The sequence below is a fragment of the Nostoc cf. commune SO-36 genome (genome assembly GCF_023734775.1).
Taxonomy (GTDB): domain Bacteria; phylum Cyanobacteriota; class Cyanobacteriia; order Cyanobacteriales; family Nostocaceae; genus Nostoc; species Nostoc commune_A.
The window spans coordinates 676,225-696,560 of sequence record NZ_AP025732.1 but is presented as its reverse complement, the minus strand read 5'-3'; the positions used below and the strand labels follow the sequence as shown (position 1 = coordinate 696,560).

14 protein-coding genes and 2 pseudogenes are annotated in these 20,336 nt (G+C 40.9%); 7 read left to right on the top strand and 9 right to left on the bottom strand.

What is annotated here, in order from left to right:
- Window positions 1-90 precede the first annotated feature (90 nt).
- Window positions 91-252: a metallothionein gene (locus ANSO36C_RS03105; protein WP_100903011.1), complete on the bottom strand. Its 162-nt coding sequence runs from the start codon at window positions 250-252 to the stop codon at window positions 91-93.
- A 297-nt stretch (window positions 253-549) separates the two neighbouring features.
- Window positions 550-1,380, bottom strand: a complete 831-nt coding sequence (locus ANSO36C_RS03100) for a fasciclin domain-containing protein (protein WP_251958340.1) — start codon at window positions 1,378-1,380, stop codon at window positions 550-552.
- A 733-nt stretch (window positions 1,381-2,113) separates the two neighbouring features.
- Here ANSO36C_RS03100 and ANSO36C_RS03095 point away from each other — a divergent pair.
- The 3 genes from ANSO36C_RS03095 to ANSO36C_RS03085 all read left to right on the top strand — a co-directional run bounded on the left by ANSO36C_RS03095 (window position 2,114) and on the right by ANSO36C_RS03085 (window position 6,542).
- Entirely contained in the window at window positions 2,114-2,908 is a 795-nt protein-coding gene (locus tag ANSO36C_RS03095) for a glutathione S-transferase family protein (RefSeq protein WP_251958339.1), read from the top strand.
- Between the two features lie 102 nt (window positions 2,909-3,010).
- Window positions 3,011-4,741, top strand: a complete 1,731-nt coding sequence (locus ANSO36C_RS03090) for a helicase HerA domain-containing protein (RefSeq protein WP_251960237.1) — start codon at window positions 3,011-3,013, stop codon at window positions 4,739-4,741.
- A gap of 817 nt (window positions 4,742-5,558) precedes the next feature.
- The gene (locus tag ANSO36C_RS03085; protein ID WP_251958338.1) at window positions 5,559-6,542 is read left to right on the top strand and encodes an RNA polymerase sigma factor, RpoD/SigA family; all 984 of its coding nucleotides are present in this window, start codon (window positions 5,559-5,561) and stop codon (window positions 6,540-6,542) included.
- A gap of 280 nt (window positions 6,543-6,822) precedes the next feature.
- On the opposite strand, the gene ANSO36C_RS03080 is transcribed toward ANSO36C_RS03085, so the two are convergent.
- Complete coding sequence (locus ANSO36C_RS03080) at window positions 6,823-7,281, bottom strand: hypothetical protein (protein WP_251958337.1); 459 nt, start codon at window positions 7,279-7,281, stop codon at window positions 6,823-6,825.
- Window positions 7,282-7,532: 251 nt separating this feature from the next.
- On the opposite strand from ANSO36C_RS03080, the gene ANSO36C_RS03075 reads away from it, so the two are divergent.
- Window positions 7,533-7,679, top strand: coding sequence for a hypothetical protein (locus ANSO36C_RS03075; protein WP_251958336.1), 147 nt, complete (start codon window positions 7,533-7,535; stop codon window positions 7,677-7,679).
- Window positions 7,680-7,831: 152 nt separating this feature from the next.
- On the opposite strand, the pseudogene ANSO36C_RS03070 reads toward ANSO36C_RS03075, so the two are convergent.
- From ANSO36C_RS03070 to ANSO36C_RS03045, 6 genes and pseudogenes are all read right to left on the bottom strand, one after another.
- Window positions 7,832-10,028, bottom strand: a pseudogene (locus ANSO36C_RS03070) (CHASE2 domain-containing protein).
- A 249-nt stretch (window positions 10,029-10,277) separates the two neighbouring features.
- Window positions 10,278-10,563 (bottom strand): annotated as a pseudogene (locus ANSO36C_RS03065) (hypothetical protein).
- Window positions 10,564-10,849: 286 nt separating this feature from the next.
- Window positions 10,850-11,035 (bottom strand): hypothetical protein, encoded by a 186-nt coding sequence (locus ANSO36C_RS03060; RefSeq protein WP_251958335.1) that lies wholly within the window; start codon window positions 11,033-11,035, stop codon window positions 10,850-10,852.
- Window positions 10,996-11,235, bottom strand: coding sequence for an acyl-CoA dehydrogenase family protein (locus ANSO36C_RS03055; protein WP_251960236.1), 240 nt, complete (start codon window positions 11,233-11,235; stop codon window positions 10,996-10,998). Before ANSO36C_RS03055 ends, ANSO36C_RS03060 begins: the two co-directional genes overlap by 40 nt.
- A complete protein-coding gene (locus ANSO36C_RS03050; protein ID WP_251958334.1) occupies window positions 11,231-11,902 on the bottom strand; it encodes an acyl-CoA dehydrogenase family protein in 672 nt (223 codons plus the stop codon). Before ANSO36C_RS03050 ends, ANSO36C_RS03055 begins: the two co-directional genes overlap by 5 nt.
- A 45-nt stretch (window positions 11,903-11,947) precedes the next feature.
- Window positions 11,948-12,193, bottom strand: a complete 246-nt coding sequence (locus ANSO36C_RS03045) for an acyl-CoA dehydrogenase family protein (RefSeq protein ID WP_251958333.1) — start codon at window positions 12,191-12,193, stop codon at window positions 11,948-11,950.
- A gap of 2,084 nt (window positions 12,194-14,277) precedes the next feature.
- On the opposite strand from ANSO36C_RS03045, the gene ANSO36C_RS03040 reads away from it, so the two are divergent.
- The 3 genes from ANSO36C_RS03040 to ANSO36C_RS03030 all read left to right on the top strand — a co-directional run bounded on the left by ANSO36C_RS03040 (window position 14,278) and on the right by ANSO36C_RS03030 (window position 19,891).
- A complete protein-coding gene (locus ANSO36C_RS03040; RefSeq protein WP_251958332.1) occupies window positions 14,278-17,361 on the top strand; it encodes a peptidase domain-containing ABC transporter in 3,084 nt (1,027 codons plus the stop codon).
- Window positions 17,362-17,470: 109 nt separating this feature from the next.
- On the top strand, window positions 17,471-19,018 hold the full coding sequence (locus tag ANSO36C_RS03035) for an HlyD family efflux transporter periplasmic adaptor subunit (RefSeq protein WP_251958331.1): 1,548 nt from the start codon (window positions 17,471-17,473) through the stop codon (window positions 19,016-19,018).
- Between the two features lie 90 nt (window positions 19,019-19,108).
- Window positions 19,109-19,891 (top strand): peptidylprolyl isomerase, encoded by a 783-nt coding sequence (locus ANSO36C_RS03030; RefSeq protein ID WP_251958330.1) that lies wholly within the window; start codon window positions 19,109-19,111, stop codon window positions 19,889-19,891.
- Window positions 19,892-20,336 lie beyond the last annotated feature (445 nt).

Here is a 20,336-nt window from a genome sequence, read left to right as displayed (position 1 = left end):
TGTTTCTTTGTTATAGCAACTGGCGTTATGTTAGCTGAAAGTACGCATCTTGAATGGTGCGTTACGCTTTCAGCTAACGCACTCTACATATCAACAGCCACAGCCTCCGTGACTACAGCCTTTAATAGTTTTATGACCTTCAGCACAGCCTTGGGAGCAATAGTGTTTGCCGTCTTCTTTAATAGCATCCTCAAGTGAAACGATACACAGGCAAGTCGGACAGGCGCATTTCATTTGGGTTACGGTTGTCATAACTTTCTCCATTTCCTGTTGAGATTACTTTAACAATACATGAATTGTTTCTGTCTGGTATGCGTCATATAAAGACTTATTATTTAGGCTGAGGCCAGAGCAAGGGCACGCAAAGAGCTTTTAATGAAAAGTGATTAGCCAAACTTAATATCAATCTGCTCTAATTTGTAGGCGCGGCTGCTAATTTAACTCACTTTATTACAAAAAAACCGTCCAAAATAATATCTGAACGGAATTTTTTCCTATTAATATTTTATGCCAACCTAGTCTGCTATAGGTTGTACTGATGTTGAAAAACTACAAGTCAGGAGGTAAAATAACCTGATCAATTGCGTGGATAACACCGTTGCTACCTGTGATATCTGCCTGGGTAACTTTAGCATCATTAACGGTAACACCAGTAGCAGGATCAACTTTAACGTTGATTGTGCCACCTTCAAGACTTTTAACTTCGCCAGATTTCAAATCAGTGGATAATACCCTACCAGATACGACGTGGTAAGTTAAAATCTTGAGCAATACTTCTTTGTTGTCTGGTTTTAACAATTCTTGCAAAGCATCAGCTGGCAACTTTGCAAAAGCTGCATCAGTAGGTGCAAAAATAGTTAAGTTATCTTTGCCTTGCAAAGCTCCGGTCAAGCCTGCTGCTTTCAAAGCTTTGGTTAAGGTAGTAAAAGAAGGGTTTGACTCTGCCAACGCTAACAAGTTTTTGCCTTGATTGTCTCTTGCCCCTGGTTGTGGGGGAGTTGTAGTAGGTGGTGTGGTAGGTTGAGTTTCTGGGGTAGTACTTGGGCTAGCAGGTACAGGCTCACTAGGTGTAGCACTACCACGGTTATAGGGAGGCTCGTTGAAAATACTTGGTCTGGGATTTACCTTTCCACCACTGTTTTGTGCGACTGGTTGACGTTTGCTATTGCCCTTTTCTGTTTCGGAAGGGGCCTCGGCAGGTGTATATTGAGTATTTGCTTGAACACGTTGACCCTTGTTATAAGGAGCTTCGTTGAAAACACTGGGGCTAGGATTTAGTGCGGATTTTGCATCAGATGGTAAAGTAATCAGAAGGCTGAAACTAGTAAACCCTGCTATGCCTGCCAATGTGGTCAGCAACTTGCTGTAATTTGTCTTCATAAATTTTGTTTGTCTTTATTTTCCACACACTACATAAAGATTTATAACATCTTGTAATGCACAAAATCTAACGAAATAAGGAAGTAAGATTTTTCACTAGAAGAATTTGTGGTAATAAGGCTAGGATATCCAACCTCAGATCGGGGTGATAAGTATGAGATATATCTAGCACATATCTTATTTAAATTGAGCAAATTTTCTCTATCACAGCAAAAATAACTAAAAAGCCTCACTTGGTGTAGCCTCAACTCTAATAAAAGTGGGAAAATATTACATCTACAAGTTGTGATTTTCAATCACCGTGGAAAAAATATTATACTTAAAAGCCAATTTGTATACAAGTTGGTACGTAAAATAATTGATTTAAAAATCTTGAATCCTATAGAGGAAATTAACCATTGATTACTCAATCAAAGTACAGACACAAATTAATTACCTAAATCTCTTAACATCGGCGAAAGGTGACAGAACTTAAAGTAAGGGCTGAAGAGTCACGACGGAGCGGTTCGGTTTATTTGATATATGCCAAATTAAATTATTTAGTTATTTGATATTTTAATCAATCAGAAAATAATATTTTTTAAAATCGATAATTTTGCCTAATTTTAGGCATCTGTTAAACTCTAATCTTAATTAAATAGACAATTAAGCAACTAATGCCAATAAAAATTACTTAAACTAAAGATACAATTGTAAAGTTAAGCCGTTGACTAGTTACAAGGTATACAGATAAATGCTGGAATTATACCAATGGGAACTCTCTCAATACTCAGAGAAAGTGCGCCTAATTCTAGATTTTAAAGGACTAGATTACCGCAAAATAGAAGTCACGCCTGGGATTGGACAAGTAGAACTGTTCCGGCTGACTGGTCAAAGACAAGTCCCAGTATTAAAGGATCGGAATAAATATATTGTGGATTCTACGGAGATAGCTAAGTATTTAGACTTAGAATATCCCGATCGCCCAATAATACCGCAAGATCCCAAACAACGGGGTTTAACTTTATTAATAGAAGAATGGGCGGATGAGTCTATAGGCATTAAAGGTCGCAAAGCACTATTTGCTGCCATAAGTCAAGATCAAAATTTTCGTAAGTCTTTATTACCCACCTCAACACCTGATATATTTAAAAGTCTGGTGGGAGGAGTACCTAGTGATTTCCTGGCACTGTTCGGTTTTGGCGTTGGTTACAGCCCAGATGTAATCCAGTCTGCGATCGCATCCCTAAAACAAGACTTGGAAGCCTTAACGTTATTATTGGCAGATAGTCCTTATTTAACAGGAGATGAGCCGACTTTAGCTGACTTATCTGTGGCTGGCTTATCGATATTGCTCAAGTTCCCCTCTGGCCCCTATTTAGATTTACCAGCTTCTATTAGAGGTAAAGGATTGCCAATCTTTGCCGAGAATATAGATTATGAACCATTCTTTACCTGGCGCGATCGCCTTTACGCCCAATTCCGCAAACCATTAATTACTACCACTTCATCAACGGGAAGTGCGCCAACCTCCATTCAGATTGATTAGATAATTGGGCATGGGGAATTGGGCGTAGGGCATAGGGAATGGAGAAGAAAAACAAATGACCAATGACCAATGACCAATGACAAATGACAAATGACTAATCAGATGAATTCGGCACAGCCATTAGGTTCGGTCATTCAAGGTTCTCTAACTGAAGGTTTAGAAGTACGATTGCATCCTGACATTTCTGTAGAAGATATGCGGGTGGGCAAGTTTCTTGTTGTCCAAGGGATGCGATCGCGTTTTTTTTGTATGCTGACAGATGTAGCATTGGGAGCTGCTAATGCCCGAATTATTGCTAATCCCCCCAGTTGGGAAGACACTTTTCTACGAGATGTTTTAGCCGGAAGTGGTACTTATGGTACTATCAACCTCGCGCCGATGTTGATGTTCACTCCCGAAACTGAAGAATCTTTCTCCCCAACAAATGGCAAATCGGTAAATCCCTTCCTCCCATCGGTGACAGGTTTGGCTTCATTTGTGCCGCAAACCAGCACGACGATGGAATTGTTGCCTGTCAAAACTATTCCTAGCCACTTTAGCCAAGTTTACGATGCAAGTGTTGACGATTTTCGCCGCGTATTTGGTTGGGAAGATGACCCCCAAAGGCGCAATTTTTCCATCGGCAAACCTTTGGATATGGATGTGCCCGTTTGTATCGATTTAAATCGCTTCGTAGAACGGAGTAATGGAGTCTTTGGGAAATCGGGTACTGGTAAATCCTTTTTAACACGGTTACTTTTAGCTGGCGTTATCCGTAAAAATGCCGCAGTAAACTTGATTTTTGATATGCACTCGGAGTATGGCTGGGAAGCCGTTGCAGAAGGGAAGAACGTAAATACAGTTAAGGGATTAAAGCAACTTTTTCCCAGTAAAGTCGAAGTTTACACCCTCGACCCGGAATCGACAAAGCGCCGGGGTGTGCGTGATGCCCAAGAACTTTATTTGAGCTATGAGCAAATAGAAGTTGAAGATATTAAGTTATGTAGCCGAGATTTAGGACTCTCTGACGCAGCCTTAGATAACGCTAATATCCTCTTTAGCGAGTTTGGCAAGTCTTGGATTGTCCAGTTGTTGAATATGACTAACGAAGAAATCGAGATGTTCTGCGATGAGAAGCGCGGACACAAAGGCTCGATTATGGCATTGCAGCGCAAACTCTTGCGGATGGATAGTTTGAAGTATATGCGAGCGGTTTGCCCCCATAATTACATTAGTAAAATTGTGCAATGCCTGGAATCTGGGAAGAATGTTGTGATAGAATTTGGTTCCCAGTCTAATATGCTCTCTTATATGTTGGTGACGAATATGATCACCCGCCGTATTCACGAGCATTATGTCAAAAAAGCAGATAAATTCCTGCAAAGCAAAAACCCGAACGATCGCCCCACGCCATTGATGATTACCATTGAAGAGGCGCATCGTTTCCTTGACCCGGCTATCGTCCAAAGTACTATCTTTGGGACTATCGCCCGCGAACTGCGGAAATATTTTGTCACACTTTTGGTAGTTGATCAACGCCCGTCAGGGATAGATAATGAAATTATGTCCCAGATTGGGACTCGCATTACCGCTTTGCTCAATGATGAAAAAGACATTGAGGCAATTTTTACGGGTGTATCTGGTGGTAGCGGACTGCGATCGGTTTTGGCAAAGCTAGACTCGAAGCAACAAGCTTTAATATTGGGTCACGCTGTTCCCATGCCAGTAGTAGTACGTACCCGACCTTACGACGCAACTTTTTACGAAGAAATTGGTGAGCCAGCCTGGGAAGAAAAACCTGATGCAGAAGTATTTGCTGCTGCTGAACTAGCCAAAGCCGACCTGGGATTTTAGATTGTCATTGGTTATTGGTCATTTGTCATTTGTTATTCTCCTCCCAATGCCCCTACGGTGTACACACAAGTCGAAAAAAGCTTGATTTTCCATTGTTATCAAAGCAGAATTCAGGAGCCAGAATGGGCTAAACCTTTTCCCATGAAGAGTATGGGAATGCTCCTCGTTGGGGCTGCTGCCTCCAATCTGGCATTGAGTCAGAGATTCAATGAATTCATTCCCAGCCTTCGACTAAGAACGAAGAAAGTCTTATCAAGCTAGGTTTGGTTTTTAGGAGTTGTGTGTACACCGTACCCAATGCCCGATGCCCCATGCCCCATGCCCCAATTCGTAACATCCCTCCATTGTCAGAGCAAATTAAGTTCGGTTATCCGGCTACTTTTTGGCAACAGAAGAGGGGTTTTTCGCGTCACTATAGATGTAATCAGTAATTTAAAGGAAATTTAATTTTTTTTATCTAACAACCGCTTTTGAACTATAATTAGAAGTTTTATCTTAAGATAGTTTACTATTTCCCTGATTTATCGTAATATAAAACTAAGTAGAACTCATACCGACTTCGGATTTGTCATCTGCTGTCAGTAAAAGCCCTAAAAAATAAAGAATTATCAAAAACAACCAGTGTTCTTATAAGAGATTGAAAATTTAGGGAAGAAGGGAACCTATCATTTGGCGCTTACCGTCTTAAAAACGGCTATATCAATTGATAATTACTTCTGTTAGCTTCCAATATTTTGTGATAGATGTACTACCTTTTTCAATCCATTGTTAGTAAGAAAATATACATTTTGCTTAGAAAGTAGAGGACATCGCACCAATGCCTACTGTCAATACCCAAACTGAAAACCTCAACACCAAATTCACGGCTGATATGGTGCGAACCTATCTGCGAGAAATTGGTCGTGTACCACTGCTAACCCGTGAACAAGAAATTGTCTTCGGGAAGCAGGTGCAACAAATGATGACGCTTCTCGATGCTAAGGATGCTTTAGCGAAGAAGCTACAACGCGAACCGAGTTCACAAGAGTGGGCTGACCACGTTCAGCAACCGGAAACCGAGGTGAAACAAACGGTGGCGCAAGGTAAGCGGGCAAAGCAAAAAATGATCGAAGCGAATTTGCGCTTAGTGGTTGCTATTGCTAAAAAGTATCAAAAGCGGAATATGGAGTTTCTGGATTTAATTCAGGAAGGAACACTAGGATTAGAGCGCGGTGTGGAGAAATTTGACCCAATGAGGGGTTATAAGTTCTCAACCTATGCTTACTGGTGGATTCGCCAAGCAATTACCCGCGCGATCGCTCAACAAGGTCGTACCATCCGCTTACCGATTCACATTACCGAGAAGCTGAACAAAATCAAAAAAGTGCAACGCGAGTTGGCTCAAACCTTGGGGCGATCGCCGACTCCAGCCGAAATTGCTAAAGAACTGGAAATAGAACCGGCTCAGATCCGCGAGTATCTGAATATGGCGCGTCAGCCAGTGTCTTTGGATGTTAAAGTTGGTGAGAACCAGGATACTGAGTTGCAAGAAATGCTCGAAGATGATGGCCCATCACCAGAGTATTACACTAACCAGGAATTCTTACGCCAAGACTTGAACAACCTGTTAGCAGAACTAACCCCGCAACAGCGAGAAGTTGTCGCCCTACGCTTTGGTTTAGAAGATGGTAATGAAATGTCATTGGCGAAAGTTGGTGAGAGATTGAATCTCAGCCGTGAACGCGTCCGTCAGTTAGAGCATCAAGCTTTGGCTCATCTGCGTCGCCGTCGTGCCAATGTCAAAGAGTACATTGCTAGCTAAAACTAGAGACGCGTTAGCGTAGCGGGACGAAGTACAATTCCGCGTCTCTACACCACCTTGGTGATGCGCCTCCTAAATTTAGGGGGCGATTTTTTTTTGCTGAAAACTTAGCGGCGAAAGCGGAGGCCAATAAAGATTAGCACAGCAAAGAAAACACCGATGCCCACACTCAAGCCAAAAACTTCAGCCCGAAAGCGGAGATGTTGTTGATAATCGTTAGGCTGGGCGAGAATGACGGCGGAGGCTATTTGGCTGGTGGCGAGTCCAACACCTGCGATCGCTATAGTTGTATTGAGAGTGCGATCGCTTCTTCAACTTGATCTTCTTCCTCTGTGTCCTCTGCACCTCTGCGGTTCGTTTCTTTTTCCCTCAACCGCTTCCCAAAATCATAAGCAACAACACTAACTTCCCCAATACTCAACTCACCCAGCCGCACCATTCGCGTTGCTAACTCATCATTTAGTGTAGGTAAAGCTAACAATCTTTCGCCAAAACCCCGCAACCACTCCATCAAATGAGCCTCATTGATGCGGTTTGCAGCCAAGAAACCTTTTGCTCCTCCTCTACTCAAACCATCATTGACTTCTGCTAACAACTTAAGAAACAACGATTCATACTCCGCATCTGTTAGCTGTTTTGGTGGTTCTACTTTCCTCGTTTTTTCTAGCGGAGGAGTTTGCTTGTTACCAAATAAGCGCTGAAAAGAGCTTTTGAGCCACCGCCAAAGCCGCTTGAGCATTTGCTGCAACCATGTTTGTAGTGTATTTTAGCAGTTTGACGGTAAGCAAAGTTGGGCGCCCAAGACAATAGCATTGTTAGTCGATGCGATCGCAATCTAACTCAAGACAATGGCGTTGTTAGTCGATGCGATCGCAATCTAACCTAAGACAATGGCGTTGTTAGTCGATGTGATCGCAATCTAACCCAAGACAATGGCGTTGTTAGTCGATGCGATCGCAATCTAACCCAAGACAATGGCATTGTTAGTCGATGCGATCGCATCTAACCCAAGACAATGGCGTTGTTAGTCGATGCGATCGCAATCTAACCCAAGAAAATAGCGTTGTTAGTCGATGCGATCGCAATCTAACCCAAGAAAATAGCGTTGTTAGTCGATGCGATCGCAATCTAACCTAAGACAATAGCATTGTCAGCTTATAGTTTAGATAAACAAAAATATTTACAGTCATTGCGGGCAGAGCGAAGTAATCTCAGGCTTTGCGATTGCTTCGCTTCGCTCGCAATGACATTGTGTAATTAATTATAGCCGCGATTTTTAATCACCAGCGCTACATCCGTTTCAAATCTTGTAAAACTGCGGTGGCTGATTGATAGCGATCGCTAAAATGATAACAAACCATTTTATCTAAAATTGCTGCTAATTCTTCACTCACTTGCACCGTTTGTTGCCACATAATATTACCCGTTTCTGGATCTGGGTGAAGTTCTTGCGGTGGTATCCCAGTTATGGCTTGAATAGCAATCATTCCTAAAGCGTAAATGTCACTGCATAAGCGGGGATGACCGGCAAATTGTTCTGGAGGTGCATAACCCCGCGTCCCGATGGCTACTGTGGCTAATTCTGTTTGCTCACTACTCGGCGGTTGCATCAATTTCACAGCCCCAAAGTCAATCAACACCAGCCGATTATCTTGAGCGCATCTAATAATATTAGTCGGTTGATATCACGATGAATCACTCGATGCTGATGAACAAATTCGAGAACTTCTAAAACTTGTTTGAGCATTTCAATTACAAATGATTCATTCTGCACATTCTGCACAGGTGGTAATTCTTCACTGAGGGTATGTCCCTCAATATATTGTTGAATTAAATAAAATTCTTGATCATCTTCAAAATAAGCAAGTAGTTCAGGAATTTGATGATGTTTACCCAAAGATTCTAAAATTTCAGCTTCACTATTAAACAACCTACGAGCAACTTGCAAAAATCTTGTATCTTGACGGGCTGGCATTAACTTTTTAACTACACAAGTAGGATTACCCGGTCGTTGAGTATCCTGTGCTAAATAAGTACGGCCAAATCCACCAGCACCGAGAGTTTGAGAGATTTTGTAGCGTCCGCCCAAAAGCAAATCACCTGATTTTGTTTCTTGTGAATCAATTGGGGGAAGAAAATCAACAGACGAGTCAGGAATTGCTGTTTTGTCTTCTAAGAGTACATTTAACTGTGCGATCGCTTCTTGTTGTTTTTCAACTTGCAAAATAATCACCTGAGTTTGTCGCTGATTTTGGTAGCTAGTATAAGCAATCACAGAGATACTACTAAACACCAAAGCTAGCGCAGAAGGGATTAACGGCACCCATCCGGCTTGCAAAAATAAAGCAACGCAGATTAATACTAAGCAAAGTAGAGTTATCGTTTCCGCCACTAACAACAGCAACGGATTTTGCCAGCGCCATGCCAAAACAGTACCTAAAAGCGACCAGCCCGATATCCAAATAAGTTCTACCCAGTCGGGCCAATACCAAATTAGCGATCGCCCATCCAACACTGTACTGATGAGTTGACTTGCTATCTGTGCATGAATAAACAAAGCAGGCATTTTAGCTGGTTGGTCTGGCAAAGCGCTGTAAGGCGTATAAAAGCCAGCTGGAGGGAGATTAGCTGCTGTAGTGCCAATAATTACCAGACGGTCTTTAAATAAACTGGGGTTAACTTGTCCACTCAGGACTTCTGTGAGGGTTACTTGGTTGGCGAGGCTGTCAGGCTGACGGTAATTTAATAATATTTGATAGCCATCTGCATCCAGATGTTGGTAGCCACCAGAATTAGCTTGTAAACGCGGAAACAAGGTTTTACCTAACTGGAAATCTCCTTTATTAGTGAACTGGTATTCAATCCCTTGTTTTCCAAGATAATTAATTGCAACTAGAGCGCCAAAGGCAAATGGTGTTGTACATTTTTTGTCTGTAGAGTAAGCGAATAACAAACTACGGCGAAGAATTTGGTCGTTTTCATTATCAGCAGTCACATCGCTAAATCCAACATTCTCTATCGGGAAGTTGGGTGGTGGTGGTATTTCATCTCTACCCAAGCTGCTGAATAAACAAGTGCTGATGATGTGATCTTGATTTGGGGAATTAGCCGCCAAATTATTGTTTTCTGGTTGAAAAAGATATAAACCAACAATTCGCGGTTGATAAGACTCTATTTTCTTTAACAGTTGATTGATTGTACGATTTGATAGAGTCCATTTCTCTCGGTTGAGATCCTCTTCAGTGATTTTTACTAGCAAAATCCGCCGATCGGGTGCTTGTATAGGACGCGATCGCAACATCTGGTCATAAACTCTTAATTCCCAGGCTGCAACCATTTGAGTTCTCGAATTCCCCAGATGAAGGCAGTAACTCCTACACTGGTAACAAAAATAATTTGCAGCCAGCTTTTACTCTTAGAAGTTTCACGGGAATCCTGAACTTTGACAAAGGGGAGACGGAGTTTTTTTAAAAGTCCACTAATCACGGTGTTGTGGCGGTAGCCTGAATTGGGTAGATGTTGCAGGCGCAGAAATTAATTTTCGCACTCTAGGTTAAAAGTTAGTTAACCTGAAGCTTCTATTAATGTAGCAATTTACTTGCTGGTCAGAAGTCTTTGGGTACTACTACTTTTAAAGCTAGCTTGGTGCAGCATCAACTATAAAATAAAACAAGCGATTCATCTAGACTATACCTCCAAGATTTGTCCTGGTTGTCCAGTTTTACCCACTGCTTGCTAATCATCTGTTTGAGAAGCTGGAGCATCTTCAACATGGCTGGCAATTGGGAAAGAAATAGGATTAGTAGATGGAGTTAGTAAATCTAACTGGGCTTGTTCTAGTGATGCTTCAATGCTTGAATCAGCAAAATAAGAGTCGAATATCTTATCATAGTTAGAAGCGACAGCTAAAAAAGCGCCACCCAAAATATAGATAGGTAATGGCAAATTAAATTTTTGCAAACCAGTCAAACAGTTCCGCCAAGGCAAACAGCACTAAAAAGCAGGCAAGCCAAACTCTCATATTCTCATCCCCTGGATTGAAACAACTCTATTACTAGCTTAAATAGCTTGCATAATAAGTTGATGTAGTACATAATCACCAACTTACAACCTCTATAAATCTAGATAGATGTAGTGAGAGTTATAGCATCTGCTATATTCCAATATCTACTAGAAAAATAAAAATATATTTAGCTTATGCTTGCAATCGAACAGCTAAGGATTGCATTGTGGGCATTGGGATTAGGGGAGAGGTTACAGGGTATACATTATTTCCTATAACCTGTCACCTGTAACCTGTCACCTCTTTACTCCCTAGTCCCTTTCGCAGCCAAAAATTCATCTGCGGTTTTCTCCACAGCCGTACCCTTAAAAAAGTCACGATTTAGGCTGGTGTATAACTCCAAAGGATGAATCGATAGGAAATATTGCAATCTTCTTCCCCAATCTCCAATTACTTGACATTCAGCACCGACTTCCCCAATGACTGGCAAATAACATCATTTTGCGGTGTATGGATACGGCTACACAGAACATCACGGTAGTGTCGCTCTAAAGGATTCTTTTTTGATAAACCAGGATTACCTATTAGTTCTAAGGCAATCTCCACTGCACGTATCGAGTTAGTTGTAGTGAGATATTTAACAGCTTGTGCCTGTAATCCTACGTTAAACTCATACTCGCCCTTGTCAATATCTTGAGCCCAAGCTATAAATCAATCTATTGTTAGCAAACAGCAGTGCTTCTATCTCACCCACAGCAGTTTGGAAGCGTGGCAGAGTTGCCAGTGGTTCTTTGAGATTAGAAGGCGATCGCTCCCAAAGATATTTAGTAAGCCAGTCTCGCGCACTAGTAGCAACACCAAGATATAAAGCACTCACTGTCAAACTGCCCCAAGTGGAAATCAACGGATCAAAGGATGGCGCAGCAGATATAGGGCCGATATTTAGAGCATACTCTGAGGGAATGAATACATTCTCTAAAATTAAATCATGGCTGCCCGTAGCTCTCATTCCCAAGTGATCCCAAGTTTCGACAATTCGCAAACCTGGCAGAGTCGCGCGGAACCAAAAAACTTCCACTTGTGGTTCATCCTCTGTTGTCCGTGCCCATACAACAAAGTAGCTGAGGATGGGACTGCCCGTGGTGTACTGCTTATGTCCTGTTAAACGCCAGCCTTCTGTTGTTCGTTCGGCAATTGTAGCAGGTAATCCGCCTCTAGCTGGCGTTCCTAACTCTGGTTCAACACGGGCAGCATTTAGCAGAGATATGCCTTCGATTGATTCACGACACAGCCGCTTATATATTTCTGGATGCCAGCGACGGCTACGAGCCGCATGAGCATGTTGAAGATAGTGCATTGTTAGTACTACGCGGTTGAAGCATCGCCACGCGCTATCCCTTCATCACCTGACAGATTGTTGACAGCCCCAAACCCTGGCACCGAATTCACGCGGGATGGTGAGGTTGAGCAATTCTGCGTCATGCAAAGCTATAAAATTCTCGAAGGGAAAGGAACCATCTTTGTCGTGCGCCCCTGCACGGGTGGCACAGTCCTTGGCTAAAGCCTCAACCCGGTCGTGAATATTGGGTAGAGTTTCTAAGCCTTTAGCTACAAAGGTGTCTGGCACTGTTTGCTCTAACTGTGACATAAATACTCTTCACAACTCACTTGACTACTTAATCAGAGATGTTTTTCATATAAAAGCATCTCAAGTTTGCAGGGACATCAATTTTTTGCATGACGGGAGTCTTGCCTCACTCTGATCACCTGTAGAGGTCTTGATTGCCCACTTCCTCATCTCCCTCTGCCTCTGCCAACAGATAATTTCTTTTTGTGAACTGTATTGTTTCTAGTAAAAAACAATTATACTACTCAAAGTCTATCGTAATTTAGTAAATATTTTTTTGCAAGTATGACACAAAAAGCTTTCATAGAGCAAGCCAAGCAGAGGGTTTAGCGATCGCTCCAAAGTTTAACGAATCGCTAAATTTGCGTTAATTATAGATGTTCTAGTAGACTAATATGCAGCAACAGGATTACTGATTTGAAGAAAAATAACACTGTTTGTTTTTGGAGAATTTTCTACGTTTAATTAAACCTATAATGTAACACTTTGGTCAGGTAACTGGCTCTAAAAGCATTACTAAATTTATACATTACAATATTTTACTTGGTAACATCGCAATTTTAAAGTTTTAAAAGACTAAATTGCAATTTATTGTCATTTTTTAACTAAATACTGATTTAAGCACAACGAATATTTCTCAACTTAACCAAGCTCTAATACCTATCGTTACCATACCCTTGCATAGTGAAAATACTATGGTTGTGGTAATTTAGCCAGTTGTGTTATGGATCACAGCGTTAACGTGTTTGATCTCACTGCTAATTCAAATAACTTAGTATACTGGTTAAAGAAACAATGTGGGTCGTCATAATTTCCATCATAGTATGTCGCTTAGCTATTTAAAGATTTAATGTATAAATGGGGTTTAAATATATTTTTTTTGTTAAAAATTATCTATTAGGCGATTTTTAAACAATTTACATTAAGAAAGTCCTAAATTCCTCAAATTTCAACTTGAACAGTGTAAGCTAATTGTAACCTAATGATGTAAGTATGCTGTTAGTCGAGTCTATTTTAATCACTTGCATTTGTTACACGATAGGAGGTATAATACAAACGTTAAATGACTGGCTAGATGTTCCATTAAAAACAATGGATATATACCACTGGGAAGGATTCGCTCTCGAATATTCCTACCCCCCTTAGGCAGTCTTGTCTAAGTGAAATTTTGCTTTTTTAGCAAAATATCCAAAAATTATGATGTGCTTTTATACTTTTCCTAGCCCTATCCTCTCTGTAGCCTAACCAAAGCTAGATTTTTAGTGATAGAGGTTGCTTTTCTTGCGACTGAGGCTATCCTGGTCACTCTCCCCTAGACTCGCAAAACCCTAGGCGAATAACACGGGGCGTTAATTGCACATTGTGTAAATCTATGATCAACCTTGCTGGTTAATCATAAGTGTGATTGTGTTCTTTTTGCTGTCAGGCTTTAGTCACACAACTACAATAGACTACGTTTAACCATCATTTACGACTCAATGCAATTTCTACAATTATGTCACACCATTTTAGTGAAGACAAGGCTATTAATGAAGTTTGGAATGTATTAAATCATTCTATTATGCTTTTTTCCAAGTCAGGTCTTATTTAAAAATCTGAAAGCCAATTTTCTTCTAATACATCTTCTTTCCAACCATTATCCAGAAACAATTTCGATAGTTGGTGATTGAAAAGTCAAATAAATAATTCCACGTAATTATCACTGCACCCAGATAATTTGGCTCTAATACTGATTTTTCTTAATCATCAATTACGGACACTGCTGATTGTCGAAATGTGCCAGCCATATTCGTGCCGAGTCTGTTGATGTAATTAGTTGATGTTTCACTTAAATTATAGCCAAACAAAGGTCTGGCTCAATATCTTGACAATCACTAATGTGATTGTCACAATCAAAAATTTGGTACAACCAGTAGGGCTGTCCAGCAAATAAAAAATGCCTTGTAGGTAAAAGAGAGATAGTAACTACCATGTTCTTTCCTCCCAACAATACTCTAAAGAAGCTTATAGTTTCTCCGGTGAAAATACGGTATTTAATAATATTTTTAATTAATTTTTGAATCTGATTCAGACTAATAACTAAATTTGGTTGTGGAGTTAAGAAAATGCCACCAGTGCTTTTTGAACGAAATGTAGGTGAAAGACTGTTGTCCACTTTAGGTGCAAAGCTTTCTGAAAAAGAATTACAAAACTTTTTGGCACAAATGGAGATTGTAGAGCCACCAGCAGCAAAGGAGTTCTGGCAATCTGCACAGACTAGTCCTGGTATCTACATTATTCTTACAGGTAAAGTCCGACTGTTAGATAGCTCTGAAAATTTAATTACTACCTTTGGTGCATGGTCTTTTTTCGGCGAATTGACTCTGTTTCCCGAAGCTAACTTTAGTCCTTATGTAGTTAGAGCTTCGACAAGCTTAAAACTTGGCTATTTCCGGCAAGAAGCATTGCAGATGTTGATAGACAAGTATCCTAACATTAGCGATCGCCTTTTTGCCCGTGCAGAACTTTGGGATTTGTTGTTGTTATGTCGCCAAATCTCACAATTTCCGTGCCACACATCACAAGTTCCAGGAATGCTCAAAGCTTTATCTCTATTTGAGCGACACCAGTTAGAAAGTGGCTCTGTAAATCCACAAATATCTCAAGATTCACAATTATGGCTATTGTACAAAGGACATCTCCAGCATTCTGAAGGCGATTCTTTGACAGCAGGGACAATCTTTGCCCAACCAAAACAAGGAGATTGGCAAGCAACGCAACCAACGATTGCTTACATTCTGAAAGACGAGCAGATGCAAACAGCACTAGAATACTTCCCGGAGTTGAGGGAGTGGGCTTTTGCCATGAACGTCAGCGAAACGGGATTGGAGACTGAGGACTGGGGAGTGGGGACTAGAGAAAAAACTTTCCCATCTCCAAAATCTAAAATTATTCCTTTTCCGCAAAGAGAGAAGCAGTCACAACAACAGCCCAAAAAATCGCGTTTGTACTTTCCCAGCCCGAAAATCCAAGTGGGGCATTGGTGGAAACGCGTCACCAAGAGGTATCCCTTTTATGCCCAACAAAGTTCAGCTGATTGTGGCTCTGCTTGCTTGGTGATGATTGGTAACTATTGGGGCAAACATTTTAGTATGAATCGCCTGCGGGATATGACCAATGTCAGCCGCAACGGTGCATCTCTGAAGGCGATGGCAGCAACAGCAGAAAACCTGGGTTTTGCCACCCGTCCAGTGAAAGCTACTCTTGATAAATTAGCAGAACAACCTTTACCTGCAATTGTCCACTGGGAAGGTAAACATTTTATTGTTGTCTATGAAATCACCAAAAAGCGGGTGATTGTATGTGACCCAGCTATTGGCCAACGCAACCTGACAAGAGCAGAATTTCAAGTCGGTTGGAGTGGTTATGCATTGTTACTCGAACCTACAGGTCTACTCAAAAATGCTAAAGACGAAAGCAGAAGCTTCTGGAAATTTTTTGAGTTAATTAAACCTCACTATCGAACGCTCCTAGAAATTTTTATAGCTTCGGTAGTAATTCAATTATTTGGGCTGGTAACGCCAGTATTTACCCAGTTGTTGCTCGACAGAGTACTTGTGCAACGCAGTGTTCCAACCTTAAACGCTATTGGTTTGGGAATGGTTGTTTTTGGGTTGTTTAGTGTTGCTGTCAATGGTGTAAGGCAATATCTGTTATTTCATACTGCTAACCGCATTAGTGTTGCCTTACTCGTAGGCTTTATCAAACATACTTTCCGTTTACCCCTTGCTTATTTTGAGTCGCGTTACGTTGGGGATATAGTCTCTCGCATCCAAGAAAACCAGAAAATTCAGAACTTCCTTACTGGTCAAACACTGTCCATTGTGTTGGATATGCTGACATTAGTGGTTTATATAGCCTTGATGTTTTCTTATAGCTGGAAGATGGCATTATTCGTGCTGTGTATTGTACCGCCATTTTTTATCTTGGCGCTTGCTAGCACAAGTATTTTGCGCCGCATCTCCAGAGAGATTTTTAATGCAGGTACTAAAGAAAATAGCTATCTTATAGAATCCTTAACTGGAATTCGTACCGTCCGCTCATTATCAATTGAACAGACAGTGCGTTGGCGTTGGGAGGAACTGCTGAATGATGTAATCAAAAAAGAATTTAATGCTCAAATAATTGGCAATCGCCTGCAAATTATCAGTGGTGTCATCCAAACTTTTGTGAATACTTCATTGCTGTGGTATGGAGCAACCCAGGTAATTAATGGCGAACTGACTATTGGACAATTAATTGCTTTCAATATGTTGGTGGGTAGCGTCTTAGATCCTTTTCAGCGACTGGCTCTGCTGTGGAATGAATTACAGGAAATTGTGATTTCTACCGAACGCATTAATGATGTGTTGGAGGCGAAACCAGAAGAAGACTTAGAAACTAAACCCCGCAAGTCGTTGGGTAAGCTTCGCGGTAATATTTGTTTTCAGAATGTTACCTTTCGTTATCACTCAGAAAGTGAGACTAACGTATTAGAAAATCTCAACTTTGAAATTAAGCCAGAACAAATGGTTGCAGTTGTGGGGCGCAGCGGTTCTGGAAAAACAACCCTGAGTAAGTTGATTTTAGGTTTATACCCGCCGACAGATGGAAAAGTACTTATTGATGGTTGTGATATAACTACTGTTGCCTTGCGATCGCTCCGTTCTCAAATCGGCGTTGTTGACCAAGATACTTTTCTGTTTGGTGGGAGTGTTCGGGAAAACATTGGGATCGCTTATCCAAATGCTTCTCTAGAAGAAATTATCCAAGCAGCAAAATATGCTGGAGCGGATGAATTTATTCAAAAACTACCGATGGGTTACGAATCCGAAATTGGTGAAAGCGGCGGTATGCTCTCTGGTGGACAGCGCCAACGCCTAGCTATTGCTCGTGCTTTGCTCGGAAATCCTCGGTTATTACTGTTTGATGAAGCCACTAGTCACCTAGATTCGGAATCAGAACGAATTATTCAAAACAACCTCAAAACAATTCTTAAAGGACGCACAAGTGTAATTATTGCCCATCGCCTCTCTACAGTCCGCAACGCTGACTTAATCCTGGTTTTAGACCAAGGCATTTTGATAGAAAGCGGTACTCACGACGATTTAATCGCTAAAAAAGGTCATTATTACTACCTGAATCAACAACAACTGGCTCAAGTTAGTTGAGGTTGGGCATGGGGCATTAGGTATTGGACATTGCTTATTTCTCCCTTATCTCCAGTCCCTAGTCCTCAGTCCTTACTCCCCAGTCCCCAGTGTTATCGGAAATAGAACCATGCCAAATCCCAATAGATCATTGCCACTTCCCCAAGATGAGCAAGATAAGTATCAAGGTTACACACAGCAAGAGGAATCAGTAGAATTCGACGAGCAGACAGAGGCAGAAAATGAGAGTCAAGATTTGTACTACGGTACAGAAGGATTGCTCAATGCCTTACCTCAAGTTTGGACTCGTGGTTTGTTGTATGCGCTCATTGGCTTTACTGGTCTATTCTTGCCTTGGGCAACACTCTCGAAAGTAGATGAAACTGGTAGCGCCAGAGGACGTATAGAACCTAAAGGCGCAACTCAAAAATTAGACGCTCAAGCTAGTGGGAGTGTCAAAGCAGTTCCGGTCAGAGAAGGAGATACAGTTAGAGCCGGTCAGATTTTACTGGAACTGGATTCTGAACTGCTGCAAACGGAACTGCAACAAGTCCAGAGCAAATTGCAAGGGCTACAAAATCGGCAATCTCAACTGGAATTGCTGAAAAATCAACTCCTAATGTCAACTAGCCTCTTAGAGCAACAAAATAAATCCCAAGAATTAGAAAAAATGGCTCAAGTCAACCAGGTGCAGCAAGACCTGGATGCGAAACTGAGTAGCTATAACCTGCAAAAGTTAGAAAAGCAATCATTAGTTAACCAAGCAGAGCAGCAGATTGACACCAGTCGTGAAGATCAGGAATCGGCTAAAACCCGTTGGAGTATAGATTCTAAGCAAGTTGAACGCTTTAGCAAGCTGGTTAACGATGGCGCGGTTTCTGCAACCCAAGTTGATGAACTAAAAAAAGAAGAGCAAGAAAGCAAACGACTCTATAACAAGTCTGTATCAGAGATTAAACAAGCTGAATTTCGTTTGGCGGAAGAGATAAATCGTTACCAAGTAACTATCAAAACGTTAGAGTCTGATATCAAACAAGCAAAACTCCGACTGCAAGGAGAACAAAATAGCTATAAAAGCGTCATGCAAGCCGGAGAACTGGCTGTCATGAAAAATCAGGAGCAGCTAAAAGACGTACAGGCACAAATAACAGCAACACAATCAGAAATCGCTCAGACTAAAAGCCAGCTTATATCTACAAGGTTGCAAATTCAGCAACGAGTGGTGCGATCGCCAATTAATGGGGTGATTTTTGAATTACCCACCACTAAGGCAGGAGCAGTGGTACAAGTCGGTCAAAGGATTGCCCAAATCGCACCGAAGCAAGCAGAGTTTGTACTTAGAGCAAGTATGCCTAATCAAGATAGCGGTTTCTTGAAGCTAGGAATGCCAGTAAAAGTCAAATTTGATGCTTATCCCTTCCAAGAGTATGGCATCGTGCAAGGTAAAGTTGCTTGGATCTCGCCTGACTCGAAAATTACCCAAACACCCCAAGGCAATATCGAAAACTATGAATTAGAAATCACCTTAGACCAGCAGTATGTCCAAACTGGCAACAAACGTATTCTGTTAGGTGCCGGACAGACAGCGAATGCTGAAGTCATCATTCGTCAACGACGGGTAATTGACTTTGTTCTAGATCCGTTTAAGAAACTGCAAAAAAACGGTTTAGAGATGTAGTCAAAGCGAGGAAATAAAACAAGGGAGAGAAGAGGAATAATCAATGCCCTATATATACCCAATTCCCTTAATTATTGGAGATATCGTGTTATGCCCCATAATCTGACCATTTCTACTTCAGATATCATTCATAGTCTTAAACTCTCCTGTCATATACCTGCTGTGGTGAAAGCGATCGCATCGCAAAGCATTATTGCCGAAACAGCTCAAGCAGCAGGAATAACAGTCACATCAGAAGAATTACAGCAAGAAGGAGATGACTTACGGCTTGCCAAGAAGCTTGTTAAAGCTAAAGACACTTGGGCATGGCTAGAAAAACACCACCTGTCTGTGGATCAGTTTGAAGAATTAGCCTACAACAACATCCTTGCGCGGAAGTTAGCGAATCATCTATTTTCCCATCAACTCGAAAAGCACTTTTATGAACACCAGCTGGATTATGTCGCCTCCATTACCTACGAAGTCGTCTTCGAGGATCGAGACTTGGCTTTAGAGTTTTTTTATGCCCTAGAAGAAGGCGAAATCAGTTTTCCAGAAATTGCTCGTTTATATATTTCAGAACCAGAAGCCCGACGTACTTATGGATACCAAGGACTTCGATATCGTAAAGATTTTCGTCCAGAGATTGCAGCCGCTGTATTTGCTGCTGCACCACCACAAGCTCTCAAACCGATTACGACTCTTAAGGGAGTGCATTTAATTTGGGTGGAAGAAGTCATTCAACCCCAATTAGATGAACAATTGCGCCAGAAAATTATTACAGAATTATTTGCTGATTGGTTAGAGCAACAAATCGACAGGGTGAAAATAGTTACTCAAATAGACTCGGATACAAATATGCGATCGCAGGAGGAATTGCTAGAGAAGATTTAAGCCTGTTATTCACCAATACTAAATAGTTCATTAAATCCAAATGTTTTTGTAGCTAACTATCTCCCCTTGATTTAGGGTAGATGCCCTAGTTTTCAAGAATGTTGTTAACACTAATTTTATTTACTTAAAAACTGAATATTTTTTGTTATTAGCGTTTTGTAAATGTATTCATAAAACTGCTGCTTTAGGGTAATTAAAAACTAAGCTTAATAGCTGTAATTCTTGCTGAGCAATAAATTTTTTTATTTTTACTAACTTTGTTATGCAATTATTTTTAAAGTAACTTAACACTATATATGATTATTTTCGTACTTGAATATATTAGTTTTATTAATCAAAAATTTCTCAAAAAAGTATTGACTTTTTTGAGAAATAAACTATAGTAAAGATGTGGTCAAAAAAAGTTTGTTCCACCGAAAGATTCCCAACAATAATTGCAACTCTT

Excerpts from the sequence above, each read along its gene's own strand:
- ANSO36C_RS03105 (WP_100903011.1), bottom strand. The coding sequence starts at position 252 with ATGACAACCGTAACCCAAATGAAATGCGCCTGTCCGACTTGCCTGTGT.
- ANSO36C_RS03100 (WP_251958340.1), bottom strand. The coding sequence starts at position 1,380 with ATGAAGACAAATTACAGCAAGTTGCTGACCACATTGGCAGGCATAGCA.
- ANSO36C_RS03095 (WP_251958339.1), top strand. The coding sequence starts at position 2,114 with ATGCTGGAATTATACCAATGGGAACTCTCTCAATACTCAGAGAAAGTG.
- ANSO36C_RS03090 (WP_251960237.1), top strand. The coding sequence starts at position 3,011 with ATGAATTCGGCACAGCCATTAGGTTCGGTCATTCAAGGTTCTCTAACT.
- ANSO36C_RS03085 (WP_251958338.1), top strand. The coding sequence starts at position 5,559 with ATGCCTACTGTCAATACCCAAACTGAAAACCTCAACACCAAATTCACG.
- ANSO36C_RS03080 (WP_251958337.1), bottom strand. The coding sequence starts at position 7,281 with ATGCTCAAGCGGCTTTGGCGGTGGCTCAAAAGCTCTTTTCAGCGCTTA.
- ANSO36C_RS03075 (WP_251958336.1), top strand. The coding sequence starts at position 7,533 with ATGCGATCGCATCTAACCCAAGACAATGGCGTTGTTAGTCGATGCGAT.
- ANSO36C_RS03050 (WP_251958334.1), bottom strand. The coding sequence starts at position 11,902 with ATGCACTATCTTCAACATGCTCATGCGGCTCGTAGCCGTCGCTGGCAT.
- ANSO36C_RS03045 (WP_251958333.1), bottom strand. The coding sequence starts at position 12,193 with ATGTCACAGTTAGAGCAAACAGTGCCAGACACCTTTGTAGCTAAAGGC.
- ANSO36C_RS03040 (WP_251958332.1), top strand. The coding sequence starts at position 14,278 with ATGCCACCAGTGCTTTTTGAACGAAATGTAGGTGAAAGACTGTTGTCC.
- ANSO36C_RS03035 (WP_251958331.1), top strand. The coding sequence starts at position 17,471 with ATGCCAAATCCCAATAGATCATTGCCACTTCCCCAAGATGAGCAAGAT.
- ANSO36C_RS03030 (WP_251958330.1), top strand. The coding sequence starts at position 19,109 with ATGCCCCATAATCTGACCATTTCTACTTCAGATATCATTCATAGTCTT.